This window comes from Ramlibacter sp. (assembly GCA_019635435.1).
In the GTDB taxonomy this organism is placed as follows: Bacteria; Pseudomonadota; Gammaproteobacteria; order Burkholderiales; family Burkholderiaceae_C; genus JAHBZM01.
Map to the genome: position 1 here is coordinate 508,448 of JAHBZM010000001.1, position 15,122 is coordinate 523,569.

Here is a 15,122-nt window from a genome sequence, read left to right on the forward strand (position 1 = left end):
ACGCAAGGGATGGGGGACGGGGTTAAATTGTCGTTCTTTCTTACTGCACTCAGGAGACCCCATGAAAATTACCCGACGCGTTGTACTGGCCCTGTCCCTTGGGGCCGCCGTGGTGAGTGGCGCCGCCGTAGCGCAGCAGGCGCAGTTCATCAACATCCTCACCGGCGGCCAAAGCGGCGTGTACTACCCGATGGGCGTGGCGCTGTCCCAGATCTATGCCAAGGCCATTCCCGGCGCCAAGGCCACGGCCCAGGTGACCAAGGCCTCGGCCGAAAACCTCAACCTGCTGCAGGCCGGCCGCGGCGAGCTGGCGCTGGCGCTGGCCGACTCGGTCTCCAACGCCTGGCAGGGCGACGCCGAAGCGGGCTTCCCCAAGAAGCTGGACAAGCTGCGCGGCCTGTCGGCCACCTACAGCAACTACATCCAGATCGTGGCCAATGCCGACTCGGGCATCAAGACGCTGGCTGACCTGAAGGGCAAGCGCATCTCGGTCGGTGCCGCCAAGTCGGGCACCGAACTCAATGCACGCGCCGTGTTCAAGGCCGCGGGCCTGACCTATGCGGATCTGGCCAAGGTCGAGTACCTGCCGTTTGGCGAGTCGGTCGAGCTCATCAAGAACCGCCAGCTCGACGCCACGCTGCAGTCCGCCGGCCTGGGTGTGGCCTCGATCCGCGATCTGGCCACCTCGGTCAAGATCGTGGTGGTGCCGGTGCCCGCCGACGTGATCGCCAAGATCGGCGACGAGGCCTACCAGGCCGCCGTGATCCCGGCCAACACCTACGCCGGCCAGACCGCCGACGTGGCCACCGCCGCCATTCCCAACTTCCTGGTGACCCATTCGGGCGTGTCCGACGAACTGGCCTACCAGATGGCCAAGCAGATGTATGAACACATCGACACCCTGTACGCGGCCCACAACGCGGCCAAGGTGATCAAGCGCGAGAACGCCGTCAAGGGCATGCCGGTGCCGGTGCACCCGGGCGCGGCGCGCTACTACAAGGAAGTCGGCGTGATGAAGTAAGCGGCCGGCCTCCGGTCGACGGCCCGACCTGCTCGGGCCTTTTTTTCGCCTCTTCTCCCCTTTTTTCATTCACAGGTAGCCCGCCATGACCACGTCTGCCACCCACGAGCTCACCGAGCCGCATGATGACCGCCTGCGCGGCATCATCTTCTGGATCGCCCTGGCGTTCTCGTCGTTCCAGATCTACACCGCCGCTTTCAGCCCGATCTCGAGCCAGGTGGTGCGCGCCGTGCACGTGGGCTTCGTGCTGCTCATGGTGTTTGCCATCAGGCCGGGCTGGCTGGGCGACGGCACGCGCGGCTTCCGCCCGCTGGCCTGGGCCATGGGCATCACGGGCTTCGTGCTGAGCTTCTACCACTGGGTGTTCGAGGCCGACCTCACGCAGCGCGCGGGCGACCTCACGCGCTGGGACTGGGTGGTGGGCGTGATCACGCTGGTGCTGGTGTTCGAGGCCGCGCGCCGCATGATGGGCTGGGCCCTGCCGTTCATCTGCCTGCTGTTCCTGGGCTACGGCCTGTTTGGCCAGTACCTGCCAGGGGGCCTGGCGCATCGCGGCTTTGGCGTGGACCAGATCGTCAGCGCGCTGTCGTTCGGCACCGAGGGCATCTACGGCACGCCGACCTATGTGTCGTCCAGCTACATCTTTTTGTTCATCCTGTTTGGCGCGTTTCTCGAGCAGGCCGGCATGATCAGCCTGTTCACCGACTTCGCCATGGGCACGGTGGGCCACACGCGCGGCGGACCGGCCAAGGTGGCCGTGGTCAGCTCGGGCCTGATGGGCACCATCAACGGCTCGGGCGTGGCCAACGTGGTCACCACCGGGCAGTTCACCATTCCGCTGATGAAGCGCTTTGGCTACTCCAGTGCCTTCGCGGGCGGGGTCGAGGCCACCTCGAGCATGGGCGGGCAGATCATGCCGCCGGTGATGGGCGCGGTTGCGTTCATCATGTCCGAGACCATCAACGTGCCTTACATCGAGATCTGCAAGGCGGCGCTGATCCCGGCCATCCTGTACTTCATCACCGCCTTCTGGATGGTGCACCTGGAAGCGGGTCACAAGGGCCTGACCGGCCTGCCCAAGGAAGAGTGCCCCGACCCGTGGGCCGCCATCCGGCGCCAGTGGCATCTGCTGCTGCCATTGCTGGGCCTGGTGGCGCTGCTGTTCTCGGGCTACACGCCGCTGTTCTCGGGCACCGTGGGCCTGGGCCTCACGGTGGTGCTGATCTTTGGCGCGGCCGCCATCACCGGTGTGCAGGCCACGGCGCTGCGCGTGCTGTTCTGGGTGCTGCTGGGCTTTGCCTGCGCCGGTTTCTACCAGTTTGGCGTGGGCACCTTCTTCGTGGTGGTGGCCTTGCTGGTGGCGCTGACCTTCATCCGCCGCACCGGCGCCGACGCCCGCAAGCTGGCCGTCACGGCATTGGTGGATGGCGCGCGCCATGCCCTGCCCGTGGCCATTGCCTGCGCGCTGGTGGGGGTGATCATCGGCATCATCAACCTGACCGGCGTGGCCACCGAGATCGGCGGCCAGATCATCTCGCTGGGCGAGAAGAGCCTGTTCCTGGCGCTGTTCCTGACCATGGTCACCTGCCTGATCCTGGGCATGGGCATCCCCACCATCCCCAACTACATCATCACGAGTTCGCTGGCGGCGCCCATCCTGCTCAAGCTGGGTGTGCCGCTGATCGTCTCGCACATGTTCGTCTTCTACTTCGGCATCATGGCCGACCTGACGCCGCCCGTGGCGCTGGCCGCCTTCGCGGCCGCGCCGATTGCCAAGGAGACCGGGCTGAAGATCGGCATGCAGGCGCTGCGCGTGGCCATTGCGGGCTTCATCGTGCCCTACATGGCGGTCTACAGCCCGGCGCTGATGCTGCAGGGTGGCACCTGGCTGGCCACGGTCTGGGTGGTGTTCAAGGCGCTGGTGGCCATTGGCCTGTGGGGCATGGGGGCCATTGGCTACATGGCCGCGCCGCTGAACTGGTTTGAGCGCTGCTGGGCCATCGTGGCGGCCAGCCTGCTGGTGGTGGCCCTGCCCTGGACCGACGAGGCGGGCCTGGCCGGCGCGGCCGCGCTGCTGGCCTGGCACCTGTGGCGTGCCCGCACGGCCCGCGGCGCCCTGCCGGCGGGCGGGGCCTGAGCGCGATGCTGGCTGGCGTGTGCCTGGCGCTGGCGGCCGCCACGGGCGGGCCGGCCGCGCCTGCGGTCAGGCCACCGGCCCCGGTGTTTGTGCCGGTGCAGCGCTTCACGCTGGCCTGGACCCACTCCATCGAGAAAATCCGCTGGGAAGAAGACTACGCCGTGACCGGCGGAGCGCCCGCGTCGGCGCCGCTGCTGCGCGCGGTGGGCGCGCGGGTCCATGGCTCGGGCGCCGGCATGGAGCCGCCGGCGGGCGCCGTGCTGCACAACGGCTGGTACGACTATGTGCCGACCACGCCGCCCCTGCAGGTGCTGCGCCTCACGCGCTCGCCCTACACGGCCGACTACGACTGGTGCGTGGCCGGCCAGTGCCGTCCGCTGTCGCAGTTGCTGCCGTCCGATGGTGGCGTGACCCTGCTGTGGCCCTGCAATGACCCGGCCGACATCGCGGGCCGGGCCTGGAAGGGCGGCGCGCCCAGGCCAGGCGGCTGAGTCAGGTCAGGCGGCTGAGCGCGGCCAGCGGCGCGGTCTCGGCGCGCAGCACGCGCGGGCCCAGCGTCAGGGGCTGGAAGCCGGTCTGGCGGGCCTGGGCTTCTTCGGCCGGGCTCAGGCCGCCTTCAGGGCCCGACAGCAAGGTGATGCCGCGCGCGCCCGCGTCTTCGGTGGCTTGCAGTGGCTGTGCGTCCGCCGCGAGCGAGAGCACGAAGAAGCGGCCGGCCTGCGCATCCAGGCCCTGTGCCAGCCACTCGTCGGCGCTGCGCACCGGGTGCAGCACGGGCACGCGGTTGCGCCCGCACTGCTCGCAGGCGGCCACGGCCACGGCCTGCCAGTGCGCGCGTTTTTTCTCGGCGCGTTCGCCGCTCAGGCGCAGCACGCTGCGCTGCGCCAGCAGCGGCTGCACGCTGGCCACGCCCAGTTCGGTGGCCTTTTCGACCAGCCAGTCCATGCGCTCGCTGGCCATCAGGCCCACGGCCAGGTGCACGGCGCGCGCGGCCTCGCGCTCCACGGCGCTGTGCGCGCCCACCCGCACCCGCACGTCGCTGCGGCCCATGTGCTCGATGGTGGCTTCAAACTCGCCGCCCTCGCCGTTGAACAGCGTGACCGTGCCGCCCGGTTGCAGGCGCAGCACCTGCACATGGCGCGCGGCGCCCGCGGGCAGGTCCAGCGGGGCGCCGGGGGTCAGGGGCAGCGGGCAGTGAAAGCGCGGCATGGGGTGATTTGCTATGAATTTACTAGCGTGTGGTGGCCGCCAGTAGTGGACTCCAGGCCTCTTTGACTCTAAACGCGGCCAAAAGCGAAGCCCGTGGCCGCCTGCGTGCCCTCGACCTCGTCGATCAGCCGCAGCAGGGGCGTGAGTTCGCGGTAGCGGCTGGCGGTGGCGCGGATGTAGCCGATGAAGCGCGGCGTGTCGGCCAGGTAGCGCGGCTTGCCGTCGCGCAGCGTGAGCCGCGCAAAGATGCCCGCGACCTTGAGGTGGCGCTGCAGGCCCATCCACTCCACGGCGCGGTAGAACTCGCCAAAGTCCTCGCCCCAGCCCGAGGGGCTGGCCGCGCCCAGCAGCCCGGCCTTGCGCGCCTGCTGCCAGTAGCGCACCGTGACGTCGAGCACAAAGTCTTCCTCCCAGCTCAGGAAGGCGTCGCGCATCAGGCAGGCGATGTCGTAGGTGATGGGGCCATACACCGCGTCCTGGAAGTCCAGCACGCCCAGTCGGGGCTCATCGGCGCCCCCCGGGATCATGAGGTTGCGCGGCATGAAGTCGCGGTGGACGTAGACCGCGGGCACGGCCAGGTTGCGTTCGATGATCAGGCTGAACTGGCTGTCCAGCGTCTCGCGCTGGCGCGGCGAGAGGGTCAGGCCCTTGTGCTTCTCGAGGTACCAGTCCGGGAACAGCGCCAGCTCGCGCGCCAGCAGCGCGGCGTCGTAGGGCGGCAGCACGCCGGGGCGCGAGGCCTGCTGCCAGGCCACCAGGGCGTCCACGGCGCGCTGGTACAGCGGCAGGTTGGCGGGCGGGTTGTCACGGTCCACCACGTCGATCAGGGTCTGCGTGCCCAGGTCGTCCAGCAGCATGAAGCCCAGGGCCTCGTCCCAGGCCAGCACGCGCGGCACATGCAGGCCGGCCTGCGCCATCAGGCCGGCCACCTTGACGAAGGGGGCGCTGTCTTCCCGCTCGGGCGGGGCGTCCATGATGATGAAGCTGCCCTGCCCGTGCGCATCCACCCGCAGGTAGCGCCGGAAACTCGCGTCGGCCGAGGCCGGGCGCAGGCTCGCGGGGTGCAGTCCGTGCACCGCGGCCAGGCCCTGCAGCCAGGGGCCAAAGGCCGCCTCGCGCGCAGGGTCATCCCAATGGACGGCGGTGGGGTTCAGGGGGGCGGCGAGGGGAGGTGTCAAAGGGGCGCTCATGGATAATCCATTCTACAAATGCCCTCCTGCTCCCGTTTTGCCTTGACGCCTGTGGCCCTCGTGGCTTGTGCCCTGATGCACCACCCGCTGGCCCGCGCCCAGGCGACGGCGGGCGAGAGCGGCATGCAGCTCAAGTCCAGCCCGCTGCTGCGCGAGACCATTCCGGAAACCGAGCGCAAGGGCCTGCCCACCTATGTGACGGGCGACCGGCTCTCGGGCAGCCCCGACCTGGACACCCTGGTCGAAGGCAACGCCGAACTGCGGCGCGGCGACCTGTCCATCCGCGCCGACCGGCTCGAGTACTACCAGCCCGACGACCTGGCCAAGGCGCGCGGCAATGTGCACATCAACCGGGCCGGCAACACCTTCGAGGGGCCGCTGCTCGAACTCAAGGTGGACGCGTTCGAGGGCTTCTTCACCGAGCCCCACTACCGCTTCCTGCGCAACGACGCCTATGGCGAAGCCGAGCGCGTGGACTTCCTGGATGACAAGCGCGCGATCATCCGCAACGCCACTTACACCACCTGCCAGCGCCGCCCGGGCCCGAGCTGGATGCCCGACTGGGTGCTGCGCGCGGCCAGCATCCGCATCGACAACGAGGAAGAGACCGGCCAGGCCACGGGCGCCTCGCTGCGGTTTCTGGGCGTGCCCATCCTGCCGATCCCGTCGCTGAGCTTTCCGCTGTCGGACAAGCGCAAGTCCGGGCTGCTGCCGCCCACCATCGGGCTGGACAACCTCAACGGCGTGGAGCTCACGCTGCCGTACTACTGGAACATCGCGCCCAACCGCGATGCCACGTTTTTCCCGGCGCTTATGACCAAGCGCGGCGTGGACCTGGGCGGCGAGTTCCGCTACCTCGAGCAGGACTACAGCGGCAAGCTGCGCGCCAACTTCATGCCCAACGACAGCCTGCGCGCGCGTGACCGCTGGGGCTATGCGCTGCAGCATGACGGCGTGGTGCGCACCGGGCTGACGGGCATCGGCACGCTGGGCATCAACCTCAACCTCAACCGCGTCAGCGACGACAACTACTGGCGCGACTTCTCGCGCGGCACCACCTCGCTCACGCAGCGCCTGCTGGCCAATGACGCCAACCTGTACTGGTCGCGCGGCAACTTCTCGCTGGCGGCGCGCACGCTCAAGTGGCAGACGCTGCAGGACGTGGCCTCGCCCATCGTCCCGCCTTACGACCGGCTGCCGCAGCTCACGGGCCGCTATGCGCGCACCAACCTGGCCGGGGGGCTGGATGTGTCCACCGAGGTGGACTACACGCAGTTCAAGGCCGAGCGCACCCTCACCGGGCAGCCCAATGCCAAGCGCAGCTACGCACTGGCCCAGATCAGCCGGCCCTGGCAGGCCCCGGGCTGGTTTGCCATCCCGAAGCTGCAGCTGCACTCCACGAACTACCAGTTCGACGCGCCGCTGACCAACGGCGCCACCTCGGCCAGCCGCGTGCTGCCCACCTTCAGCCTGGACAGCGGCCTGGTGTTCGAGCGTGATGCCAGCTATTTCGGGCGCAGCTTCCGCCAGACGCTGGAGCCGCGGGCGTTCTACGTGTACACACCGTTCCGTGACCAGAGCCTGCTGCCCAACTACGACTCGGCCGCCAACGACTTCAACTTCGCGACCATCTACACCGAGAACGCCTTTGGCGGCAACGACCGCATCTCCGACAACAACCTGCTGACCCTGGGCGCGACCACGCGCCTGCTCGACCCGGCCACCGGCGCCGAGGCGGCGCGCTTTGGCATCGCCCAGCGCCTTCGCTTCAAGGACCAGAGGGTCACGCTGCCGGGCGGAACGCCGGTCAGTGAGCGGCTGTCGGACGTGCTGCTGGGCGCCTCGGTCAACTGGGACCCGAAGTGGAGCTTCGAGTCCACCGTGCAGTACAACCCCAAGACCCGGCGCTCGATCCGCTCGACCCTGGGCGGGCGATACAACCCCGGCAGCTACCGTGTGATCAGCGCGGCCTACCGCCTGCAGCGCGGCCTGAGCGAGCAGATCGACATGGGCTGGCAGTGGCCGATCGGCAATGTCACCGGCGGCGAGGGCCGCTGGTACAGCGTGGGCCGGCTCAATTACAGCCTGCAGGACCGCAAGCTGGTCGATTCGGTGATCGGTTTTGAGTACGATGCAGGGTGCTGGCTGGGCCGCATCGTGGTGGAACGGCTGCAAAGCAGCACCTCGTCAGCCAACAAGCGCATCCTGTTCCAGCTGGAATTCATTGGCTTCACCCGGCTGGGTTCCAATGCGCTGCAGACGCTGAAGGACAATATCCCCCGCTACCAGTACCTGCGCGAGCAGACCACGGCCCCCAGCCGTTACAGCAATTACGAGTGAGCTTCCATGAAACAACGCGCATCCGCACTGACGCTGGCCCTTGTTGCCGCCCTGACCGTCCCGGCCGCCGGGGCCCAGGGCCTGCGCGTGTCGCCGCAGATCGGCGCCAGCCGCCCGCCGGCCGCGGCCCAGCCGGCGGCGGGACCGCGCCTGGCGGACTACATCGTGGCAGTGGTCAACAGCGAGCCGATCACCAACAACGAGGTGCGGTCGCGCCTGGTCCGCATCGAGCAGCAGCTGGCGCAGCAAGGCGGCGCCCTGCCGCCGCGCAACGTGCTCGCACGCCAGGTGCTGGAGCGGATGATCAGCGAAAAGGCGCAGCTGCAACTGGCCCGCGAGACCGGGGTCAAGGTGGACGAGGTCTCGGTGGACCAGGCCGAGGACAACGTCGCGCGGCAGAACCAGATCACCGTGCCCGAGCTGCACCGCCGCCTGGCGGCCGATGGCATTCCGGTCAGCCAGTTCCGCGACGAGCTGCGCAACCAGCTGCTGCTCACGCGCCTGCGCGACCGCGAAGTGGAGCCGCGCGTGAAGGTGACCGATCTGGAGGTGGACCAGTTCATCCAGGAACAGAAGGGCAGTGACGACCTTGCCACCATGGAGCTGAACCTGGCCCAGGTGCTGGTGGCCGTGCCCGAGAACGCCACGCCGGCCCAGGTGGCGGCCTTGCAGGCGCGTGCCGCGGGCGTGCAGGCGCGGGCCCGCGCCGGCGAAGACTTTGGCAAGCTGGCCCGCGAGTTTTCCGACGCGCCGGGCGCCGCGACCTCGGACGGGCAGATGGGCCTGCGGCCGGCCGACCGCTATCCGCAGATTTTTGTCAACGCGGCCCAGCCGCTGCCCGAAGGGGGCGTGAGCGACGTGGTGCGCTCGGGCGCGGGCTTCCACATCCTCAAGGTGGTCGAAAAACGTCAGGCCGGCATGCCCGGCGTGCACGTCACCCAGAACCACGCGCGGCACATCCTGCTGCGGCCCAGCGCGCAGCTCAGCGAGTCGGCCGCGCGTGAACGGCTGGCGGATTTCCGCAAGCGCATCGAGGCCGGCACGGCCGACTTTGCCCAGCTGGCGCGCGAGAATTCGCAGGATGCCAGTGCCCGCAACGGCGGCGACCTGGGCTGGGCCAACCCCGGGCTGTTCGTGCCCGAGTTCGAGGACGCCCTGGCCGACCTCAAGCCCGGGCAGATCTCCCAGCCCATCGTCTCGCGCTTTGGCGTGCACCTGATCCAGCTGCTGGAGCGCCGCCAGACCACGCTGAGCCAGCGCGAGCAACGCGAGATCGCGCGCAACCTGGTGCGCGAAAAGAAGCTCGACGAGGCCTATGCCAACTGGGCGCAGGAGGTGCGCGGGCGCGCCTACGTCGAACTGCGCGAACCGCCCTTGTGAACTTGATGGCGCCCCCACGCTTGCCCACTGCGTGTGGCGCGCTGCCCCCCGAGGGGGCCGCATTGTCCCTTGGGGCGGCCCGGCGGGAAAACATGCCCCCACGCTTGCCCGCTGCGTTTGAGGTGCCGAGCCCATGAAGCACGTGGCGCGCAAGCGGTTCGGCCAGCATTTCCTGACCGACGCGGGGATCATCGACGCCATCGTGCGCGCCATCGCGCCGCAGCCGGGGCAGGCGCTGGTGGAGATCGGCCCGGGGCTGGCCGCGCTGACCCAGCCGCTGGTGGAGCGGGCCGGGCGGCTGACCGTGATCGAGCTGGACCGGGACCTCGCGTTGCGGCTGCGCCTGCATGGCCAGCTCGACGTCATTGAATCCGATGTGCTCAAGGTGGACTTTGCGCAGGTGGCCGCCAACCTGGGCGCGCCGAAGATCCGGGTCGCCGGCAACCTGCCCTACAACATCTCCACCCCCATCCTGTTCCACCTGCTGGGCCATGTGGCCGTGGTCGAGGACCAGCACTTCATGCTGCAAAAGGAAGTGATCGACCGCATGGTCGCTTCGCCCGCCACCAGCGACTACAGCCGCCTGAGCGTGATGCTGCAGTGGCGCTACGCGATGGACAACGTGCTGTTCGTGCCGCCCGAGTCGTTTGATCCGCCGCCGCGCGTTGACAGTGCCGTGGTGCGCATGGTGCCGCTGGCCGACCCGCCGGCGGTGGACGTCAAGCTGCTCAGCGAGCTGGTGCAGGTGGCCTTCAGCCAGCGGCGCAAGCTGCTGCGGCATTCGCTGGGCCGGTGGCTGGAGCAGAAGAATTTTGCTGGCACCTTCGACCTGCACCGGCGTGCCGAGGAAGTGCCGGTCGCCGAATACGTGGCGCTGGCCCAGTCGCTCGCCCCATAAAAAACCCGTCGCAAGGACGGGTTCTCAATTCCAGAGGGGTGCCGTGGCACCGCCCCCGGTCGGGCCTGGCGCGAGCCAGGTTCAGGCGGCGGCGAGCCAGTACCCGGCGTTGAAAGGGCTGCTCATGCGCAGCGCCAGCGGCGACACGTCCACCAGCTTGTCGGTGGGCATCTTCTCGCCGTTCTCGGTGATCAGTTCGATGCCGGAGGGGGCGCTGGCCTGGCCTTCGGTTTTCTGAGCCTCATTCGCCCGTTCTGCTTGGCTGTTTTGCGCAGAACGGGCTACAGAAAAGAATAGAAGCATCGGAAGGGTATCTTCCGGTCCGCCCAGTAATCCGCGGTGTCACGGAAGATGTCGAGCAGCTGCTCGCGTGCTTCCTTGTCGAACTTGGCGTTGGCCGGAATCTGCTCCAGCACCACGATGAAGCCCGGCTGCGGGCCCGACTTGTGCAGCGGGTCGGTCATGCAGTCATACAGCGCGTCGAAGTTCTTGCCGAAGTGCGACGGGAAGGTGAACTGCTGGGCGATCAGGTCCAGCACGTCCTGCTTGCTCTGGGCCGTGGCCAGGTTGGCATAGAGGAAATGCTGGCCGAGCGCCTGCGCGGCTTCCTGCAGGTCCTGCACCCTGAAGGCGCGGATCGACTGCACGATGTTGGTCCTTACGGTACGAAGTGGTGTATCCATCTCCGCTTCTCTTTCCATAGTCAAAAACAAATCCCGCTTCATTGGCTACTCCACAATCCTGCGAAAGCTCGCGTAATGGTCGGCGGTGTAATAACACGCGTCCGGCGTCCGGGGCGGACCGCCGCACACAATGCGCCGGGCTCCCCGGTCGCGCGAACCTGGCGTTTTGACGGTGTACTCGCGGTAGTAACCCCGCGGCTGGCCCGGAAGCTTGCGCTCGCGGTTGCCGAACACCGTGCCATCCTTGCCGTACGAGAACGGTCCGCCCTGGCGGATCTGTTCAAAAGTTTCCCGGCCCTGCCGCGGCAACTCGGCCAGGCTGACCGTGGCTGAGCTGCTGTTGGCGAGTCCGTCAGTTCGCGGGCCCTTGGCATGCACCACACTGGGGACGGTGAAAACCGTGGCCAGTAAAAAGCTAGTGAGTGCAAACTTGACAGCGGCGAAACGACGCGCCATGGGCGGAACCTTGTGGAAACCTGTTGTTCTGGGGACGCCGATCAAACCCCGGGTAAACCCGGAAATTCAAGAGCGGTAGTGTGACCGATCTGCCCTGAAAGCGCAAGCGGCTGCCCAAATTTTGAGCAGCCGCTGAGGGGTCTTTACCGGCAATTGACAAAAATAAGTTAGTACCAGCTATCTAAATCCGGCTCACCGAGCAGCGTTGGCGTCGGCCACGGTCAAAGCCGTCATATTGACGATGCGACGCACCGTGGTGCTCGGTGTGAGCACATGCACCGGTTTGGCGGCGCCCAGCAGGACCGGGCCCACGGCAATGTTGCCGCCGGCCGCCGTCTTGAGCAGGTTGTAAGAAATATTGGCTGCATCGATGTTCGGGAGCACCAGCAGGTTGGCGTCCCCTGACAGGGTGCTGTGCGGCATGATGGCCTGCCGGGCGGCGCCGTCCAGCGCCACATCGCCGTGCATTTCACCGTCCACGTCGAGCCAGGGCGCCTCCTGGCGCAGCAGCTCCAGGGTGCGGCGCATCTTGATGGCGCTGGGCTGGTTGCTGCTGCCGAAGTTGGAATGGCTCAGCAGCGCGGCCTTGGGCTTGAGGCCGAAGCGCATCATTTCCTCGGCCGCCATCACGGTGATTTCGGCCAGCTCGGCCGGGGTGGGGTCGTAGTTGACATGGGTGTCGACCAGGAACACCTGGCGGCCGGGCAGCATCAGGCCGTTCATGCAGGCGTAGATCTGCACGTCTTGCGGCGTGCTGGGGCTGCCGCCCGCGCGCTTGCCGATCACCTGGTCAATGTAGTGCAGGTGCATCGCGGTGGTGCCCCAGGTGCCGCAGATCATGCCGTCCACGTCGCCCTTGTGCAGCAGCATGGCGCCAATCAGCGTGAGGCGGCGGCGCATCTCGATCTTGGCCATCTGGGCGGTCACGCCCTTGCGCTCGGTCATGCGGTGGTAGGTCTGCCAGAAGTCGCGGTAGCGGTGGTCCTGCTCGACGTTGACCACGTCGTAGTCCTGGCCCTCGCGCAGGCGCAGGCCGAACTTCTCGACACGCTGGGCAATGATGGCGGGCCGGCCAATCAGCGTCGGGCGCGCCAGGCATTCGTCCACCACAATCTGCGCGGCCCGCAGCACACGCTCTTCCTCGCCTTCGGCGTAGGCCACGCGCTTCTTGCCAGCCGCCTTGGCGGCCATGAAGATGGGCTTCATGGTGGTGCCCGAGGCGTAGACAAAGCTCTGCAGCCGTTCGCGGTAGGCGTCCATGTCGGCGATCGGGCGGGAGGCCACGCCGCTGTCGGCCGCGGCCTTGGCCACCGCCGGCGCGATCTTCATCATGAGACGGGGGTCAAACGGCTTGGGGATCAGGTACTCGGGCCCGAACGCCAGTTGCTGGCCCTGGTAGGCGGCGGCCACCACTTCGCTCTGCTCGGCCTGCGCCAGTTCGGCAATCGCGTGCACGGCCGCGATTTCCATCTCGTCGGTGATCGTGGTGGCGCCGCAGTCGAGCGCGCCGCGGAAAATGTAGGGGAAGCACAGGACGTTGTTGACCTGGTTGGGGTAGTCCGTGCGGCCCGTGGCCATGACCACGTCATTGCGCACCTCGTGCGCATCCTCGGGGGAAATTTCGGGGTTGGGGTTGGCCAGGGCAAAGATCACGGGACGGGGCGCCATCTTCGCCACCATCGCGGGCTTGAGCACGCCGCCCGCCGACAGGCCGAGGAACACGTCCGCGCCTTCGATGACTTCGCTCAGCGTGCGCGCCGGGGTTTTCTGCGCGAACAGGATCTTGTCCTCGTCCATCAGCTCGGTGCGGCCCTCGTACACCACGCCGGCCAGGTCGGTGACATAGACGTTCTCGCGCCGCAGGCCCACCTTGAGCAGCAGGTTCAGGCAGGCCAGGGCCGCCGCGCCGGCGCCCGAGGTCACGAGCTTGACCTGCGTGATGTCCTTGCCCACCACCTTGAGGCCATTGACCATGGCGGCCGCCACCGTGATGGCGGTGCCGTGCTGGTCGTCATGGAACACGGGGATCTTCATGCGCTTGCGCAGTTCGCGCTCGACGTAGAAGCAGTCGGGGGCCTTGATGTCTTCCAGATTGATGGCGCCGAAGGTGGGCTCGAGCGCGGCAATCACCTCGACCAGCCGGGCCGGGTCTTTCTCGTTGATCTCGATGTCGAACACGTCCACGCCGGCGAACTTCTTGAACAGCACGCCCTTGCCTTCCATGACCGGCTTGGACGCCAGCGGGCCGATGTCGCCCAGGCCCAGCACCGCCGTGCCATTGGTGATCACCGCCACCAGGTTGCCCCGGCTGGTGTACTTGAAGGCGTTGGCCGGGTCCTTGACGATCTCCTCGCAGGGCGCGGCGACGCCGGGCGAGTAGGCCAGGGCCAGGTCGTGCTGGTTGACCAGCTGCTTGGTGGGCGCAATGGCGATCTTGCCGGGGGTCGGGAACTCGTGGTATTCGAGCGCGGCGCGGCGCAGTTCAGAGCGTTTGTCTTCGGGGTTCACCGGGGGGGTCGCGGGCATGTTGTCAGGTCTCCTGGGACCAACAGCTTACGCCCGGGATCGGCGTGCCGTCAGCTTTTGTAAGGGAACGCGATTGTAGACGTGGGCGCGGGAAAACCCTAGTACGGGATTCTGCGTAAAGGGTGGGGCGCTTTTGACTTTTTGGCAAAGATCGGCGCCGGACCCAACTCCCGGCATGTTGACCCGGCGCACGGGTATCATCAGCCGACCTTTTTGACCACAGGAGGACGCCATGGCGCTGATGGATTTCATCAAGAAACAGTTCATCGACATCATCCAGTGGACGGAGGAGGGCGATGGCACGCTGGCCTGGCGCTTCCCGATGCGCGACATGGAGATCCAGTACGGCGCCTCGCTGACCGTGCGCGAGTCGCAGATGGCGGTGTTTGTCAACGAGGGCAAGGTGGCCGACGTGTTCGGCCCCGGCATGTACAAGCTCACCACCCAGACCATCCCGGTGCTGACCTACCTCAAGAACTGGGACAAGCTGTTCGAGTCCCCGTTCAAGAGCGACGTGTATTTCTTCAGCACGCGCCAGCAGGTGGACCAGAAGTGGGGCACGCCCCAGCCCGTGACCATCCGCGACAAGGACTTCGGCGCCATCCGCCTGCGCGCCTTTGGCAACTACAGCTTCCGAGTGGCCGACCCCAAGCTGTTCCACACCGAAATCTCGGGCACGCGCGAGCGCTATGAAGTGGCCGACCTGGACGGCCAGCTGCGCGGCCTGGTGCTGCAGCACCTGTCGGACGGGATTGCGCAAAGCGGCATTCCCTTCCTCGACCTCGCGGCCAACCAGATCGAGTTTGCCAAGGCCCTGTCGGCCGAGCTCACGCCGGCGTTCGCGGCGATCGGCCTCAAGCTCGAAGGCATGACGGTGCAGAACGTGTCGCTGCCCGAGGAACTGCAGAAAATCCTGGACCAGAAGATCGGCATGGGCATGGTCGGCAACGACATGGGCAAGTTCATGCAGTACCAGACGGCGCAGGCCATTCCCAAGTTTGCCGAAGGTGCCGGCGGCGGTGGCGGGGTGGCCGGCGACGCCATGGGCCTGGGCGCCGGGGTGGCGCTGGGCCAGGTGCTGGCGCAAAACCTTTCGCAGGGGCTTAACCAGAGCCAGGCAGCCGCTGCACAGCCGGGCGTTGCCGCCGTCAGGCCCGATGACATCATGGCCACGCTGGAAAAGCTGGGCGAGCTCAAGACCAAGGGCATCCTCACGCAGGAAGAGTTCGACGCCAAGAAGGCCGAGCTGCTCAAGAAGCTCGTCTGACCTGACGCCGCGGCC

13 protein-coding genes are annotated in these 15,122 nt (G+C 67.5%); 7 read left to right on the forward strand and 6 right to left on the reverse strand.

What is annotated here, in order from left to right:
* Positions 1-61: 61 nt before the first annotated feature.
* The 3 genes from KF796_02465 to KF796_02475 all read left to right on the forward strand — a co-directional run bounded on the left by KF796_02465 (position 62) and on the right by KF796_02475 (position 3,649).
* Positions 62-1,021 (forward strand): TAXI family TRAP transporter solute-binding subunit, encoded by a 960-nt coding sequence (locus KF796_02465; protein ID MBX3585481.1) that lies wholly within the window; start codon positions 62-64, stop codon positions 1,019-1,021.
* A gap of 85 nt (positions 1,022-1,106) precedes the next feature.
* Positions 1,107-3,158, forward strand: coding sequence for a TRAP transporter permease (locus KF796_02470; protein ID MBX3585482.1), 2,052 nt, complete (start codon positions 1,107-1,109; stop codon positions 3,156-3,158).
* A gap of 5 nt (positions 3,159-3,163) precedes the next feature.
* Positions 3,164-3,649, forward strand: a complete 486-nt coding sequence (locus KF796_02475; GenBank protein MBX3585483.1) for a DUF1850 domain-containing protein — start codon at positions 3,164-3,166, stop codon at positions 3,647-3,649.
* 1 nt (position 3,650) lies between these two features.
* Here KF796_02475 and KF796_02480 read toward each other — a convergent pair whose 3' ends face one another.
* Positions 3,651-4,367 carry a 16S rRNA (uracil(1498)-N(3))-methyltransferase gene (locus tag KF796_02480; protein ID MBX3585484.1) on the reverse strand — a complete coding sequence of 239 codons (717 nt, stop codon included), beginning with the start codon at positions 4,365-4,367 and terminating at the stop codon, positions 3,651-3,653.
* A gap of 68 nt (positions 4,368-4,435) precedes the next feature.
* Complete coding sequence (locus KF796_02485) at positions 4,436-5,557, reverse strand: phosphotransferase (protein MBX3585485.1); 1,122 nt, start codon at positions 5,555-5,557, stop codon at positions 4,436-4,438.
* An 18-nt stretch (positions 5,558-5,575) separates the two neighbouring features.
* On the opposite strand from KF796_02485, the gene KF796_02490 reads away from it, so the two are divergent.
* From KF796_02490 to rsmA, 3 genes are all read left to right on the forward strand, one after another.
* A complete protein-coding gene (locus tag KF796_02490) occupies positions 5,576-7,897 on the forward strand; it encodes an LPS-assembly protein LptD (protein ID MBX3585486.1) in 2,322 nt (773 codons plus the stop codon).
* A 6-nt stretch (positions 7,898-7,903) separates the two neighbouring features.
* Complete coding sequence (locus KF796_02495) at positions 7,904-9,277, forward strand: peptidylprolyl isomerase (GenBank protein ID MBX3585487.1); 1,374 nt, start codon at positions 7,904-7,906, stop codon at positions 9,275-9,277.
* Positions 9,278-9,410: 133 nt separating this feature from the next.
* Positions 9,411-10,175 carry a 16S rRNA (adenine(1518)-N(6)/adenine(1519)-N(6))-dimethyltransferase RsmA gene (rsmA, locus tag KF796_02500; protein ID MBX3585488.1) on the forward strand — a complete coding sequence of 255 codons (765 nt, stop codon included), beginning with the start codon at positions 9,411-9,413 and terminating at the stop codon, positions 10,173-10,175.
* Positions 10,176-10,256: 81 nt separating this feature from the next.
* Here the strand turns inward: rsmA and KF796_02505 are convergent, their stop codons facing one another.
* From KF796_02505 to KF796_02520, 4 genes are all read right to left on the reverse strand, one after another.
* A complete protein-coding gene (locus KF796_02505) occupies positions 10,257-10,478 on the reverse strand; it encodes a hypothetical protein (protein MBX3585489.1) in 222 nt (73 codons plus the stop codon).
* A complete protein-coding gene (locus tag KF796_02510; protein ID MBX3585490.1) occupies positions 10,457-10,900 on the reverse strand; it encodes a barstar family protein in 444 nt (147 codons plus the stop codon). The genes KF796_02505 and KF796_02510 overlap by 22 nt, the downstream gene beginning before the upstream one ends.
* A gap of 3 nt (positions 10,901-10,903) precedes the next feature.
* Positions 10,904-11,314 carry a ribonuclease gene (locus tag KF796_02515; GenBank protein ID MBX3585491.1) on the reverse strand — a complete coding sequence of 137 codons (411 nt, stop codon included), beginning with the start codon at positions 11,312-11,314 and terminating at the stop codon, positions 10,904-10,906.
* Positions 11,315-11,506: 192 nt separating this feature from the next.
* Positions 11,507-13,840, reverse strand: coding sequence for an NADP-dependent malic enzyme (locus KF796_02520; GenBank protein ID MBX3585492.1), 2,334 nt, complete (start codon positions 13,838-13,840; stop codon positions 11,507-11,509).
* 232 nt (positions 13,841-14,072) lie between these two features.
* Between KF796_02520 and KF796_02525 the strand changes: the two genes are divergently transcribed.
* Entirely contained in the window at positions 14,073-15,107 is a 1,035-nt protein-coding gene (locus KF796_02525; protein ID MBX3585493.1) for an SPFH domain-containing protein, read from the forward strand.
* Positions 15,108-15,122: the final 15 nt, after the last annotated feature.